Here is a 2,422-nt window from a genome sequence, read left to right on the forward strand (position 1 = left end):
TGAATTCGTCGCCACTGCTTATCGCTAATCATTTTACGAGACATATGAATTTCAAAGAGAAAAATTGTATCTTAATCAGCTAATCATGGCCAATTGTCAACGCCCCCTAGCGTTAAATCGATTTTTTATGATAAAAACGACTGTGTTATCTTTATATATAGATATTTTTAAGGAAAATGAAATGCTATACACAACAACAGAAACGATCCCCAATAAAGATATTGTTGAAGTGTTAGGGGTGGTGATGGGCAACATCGTGCAATCGAAACATATTGGTCGAGACTTTATGGCCGGGTTAAAAACCATTATTGGTGGCGAAATTCGTGGCTATACAGAAATGCTGACAGAGTCGCGAAACGCTGCGATTGAACGTTTAATTGAAAGTGCGAAGTCCAAAGGGGCGGATGCGGTTGTGGGGGTGCGCTTTACGACCAGCTCAATAATGGAAGGCTCAGCGGAAATCATGGCCTTTGGAACCGCAGTCAAATTAATCAATAAACAATCAATATAACAATCAATAATGCCTTTGTATTGAGCCCAGACCTCTCTTATTTATGGCTATTATCGAGAACGCCGACAGTTTCACCTGAAGTGTTGGCGCATTTTATTAGCTAATTTAAAGCACTTGGGTTTGATACTAATGCACTTATTATTGTTGAGCAGGAACAAAAAAGTCGCTAATAAAGCGACTTTTTATCATTTAATCATCAGTGATTAAGGTTTAGAAATTAGCCGATTTTGCTGCGCGAGGGAAAGGGATCACATCGCGAATATTGGCCACGCCAGTCACATAAGACACTAAACGCTCAAAACCTAAACCAAAGCCAGAGTGAGGTACAGTGCCATAACGGCGAAGGTCTCGATACCACCAGAAATCTTCTTGATCTAAGTTCATCTCGCTAAGGCGTGCATCCAGCACGTCTAAACGCTCTTCACGTTGTGCGCCGCCAATGATCTCACCAATGCCGGGTGCAAGCACATCCATCGCCGCCACGGTTTTACCGTCATCATTTAAACGCATGTAAAACGCTTTAATGTCTTTCGGGTAGTTTTTGACCACAACAGGTGCCTTAAAATGCTCTTCGGCTAAGTAGCGCTCATGCTCAGAATGGAGATCAATACCCCACTCAACATCAAATTCAAACTTTTTATTACAATTCTTTAAAATTTCAATCGCGTCGGTATAATCCACTTGCGCAAAATCACTACTCACAAAGGATTCAAGACGCTCTAGTACGGTTTTGTCAACGCGTTGCGTGAAAAATTCAAGATCGTCACGACGCTCATCCAACACCGCTTTAAAGCAATATTTTAGCATGGCTTCAGCAAGCGCAGCAGCATCTTCAAGATCGGCGAAGGCCACTTCAGGCTCAACCATCCAGAATTCGGCTAAGTGACGGCTGGTGTTTGAGTTTTCGGCGCGAAAAGTCGGCCCAAAAGTATAAATTTTAGACAAAGCACTGGCATAAGTTTCGCCATTTAACTGACCGGATACGGTTAAGAAAGATTCTTTACCGAAAAAGTCTTCACTGTAATCGACTTTACCGTGCTCATCCCGTGGTATGTTTTCAAAGTCTAAGGTGGAGACTTTAAACATTTCACCTGCGCCTTCACAATCAGAGGCGGTAATGAGAGGCGTTGATACCCAAATAAAGCCTTGTTCGTGATAAAAACGGTGAATGGCTTGAGATAAGCAGTTGCGCACACGAGCCACAGCGCCAATTATATTGGTTCTTGGACGAAGGTGGGCCAGTTCGCGTAAATGTTCAATCGAGTGGCGTTTAGCCGCCATTGGATACGTATCAGGATCGTCTACCCAGCCTGCCACTTCAACGCTCGTTACCTGTAATTCAAAAGACTGTCCTTTACCCGGAGAGTCAACGACTTCGCCTGTCATGATGACAGAGCAACCGGTCGTTAATTTTAAAATTTCGTCATTATAATTGACTAAATTATTAGGCACTACACCCTGAATAGGGTCAAAACAGGAACCATCATAGACAGCTAAAAATGAAATCCCAGCTTTAGAATCACGACGGGTTCTTACCCATCCGCGTACCGTGATTTGCGATCCAATCGCAAAGTCACCCTTAAATACAGAAGCGACAGATGTAATGCTCATTATTACCTAGTTCTCCAACGAAATGTTTGTGTAAAAATTTGGATGTCCATCTTACCTTGATGGCGGCTTTTCTCAAGTGTAAACTCGGTTTAGTTGCGATTAGAGGACCGATATTGTGTTTAGAGCGGTGATAAAAGGCACAAACTGTCATTAACGGGATAAATATTTCATTATTTCTGCTTGAATTGGCTAGGGGGCGTTGACAATTACGCTAACCAAATCATAGAAGCAGCTAATTGAAGCGTCCCTAAATAGTACTTAGCCTTTCTCTCATAGCGCGTAGCCACTCTACGGAACTGT

The 2,422-nt window shown here is 42.6% G+C and carries 2 protein-coding genes; one reads left to right on the top strand and one right to left on the bottom strand.

The window, feature by feature from the left end:
• Window positions 1-181: 181 nt before the first annotated feature.
• A complete protein-coding gene (locus tag L2764_RS26735; RefSeq protein ID WP_248943374.1) occupies window positions 182-511 on the top strand; it encodes a heavy metal-binding domain-containing protein in 330 nt (109 codons plus the stop codon).
• Window positions 512-721: 210 nt separating this feature from the next.
• Here the strand turns inward: L2764_RS26735 and asnS are convergent, their stop codons facing one another.
• Window positions 722-2,122 (bottom strand): asparagine--tRNA ligase, encoded by a 1,401-nt coding sequence (asnS, locus tag L2764_RS26745; protein ID WP_248943375.1) that lies wholly within the window; start codon window positions 2,120-2,122, stop codon window positions 722-724.
• Between the last annotated feature and the right edge of the window lie 300 nt (window positions 2,123-2,422).

Origin of the sequence: Shewanella surugensis (assembly GCF_023284005.1) — a bacterium.
GTDB lineage: Bacteria > Pseudomonadota > Gammaproteobacteria > Enterobacterales > Shewanellaceae > Shewanella > Shewanella surugensis.

Bases quoted from the DNA above. Each gene is read 5' to 3' on its own strand.
- L2764_RS26735 (WP_248943374.1), top strand. From the start codon at position 182: ATGCTATACACAACAACAGAAACGATCCCCAATAAAGATATTGTTGAA.
- asnS (WP_248943375.1), bottom strand. From the start codon at position 2,122: ATGAGCATTACATCTGTCGCTTCTGTATTTAAGGGTGACTTTGCGATT.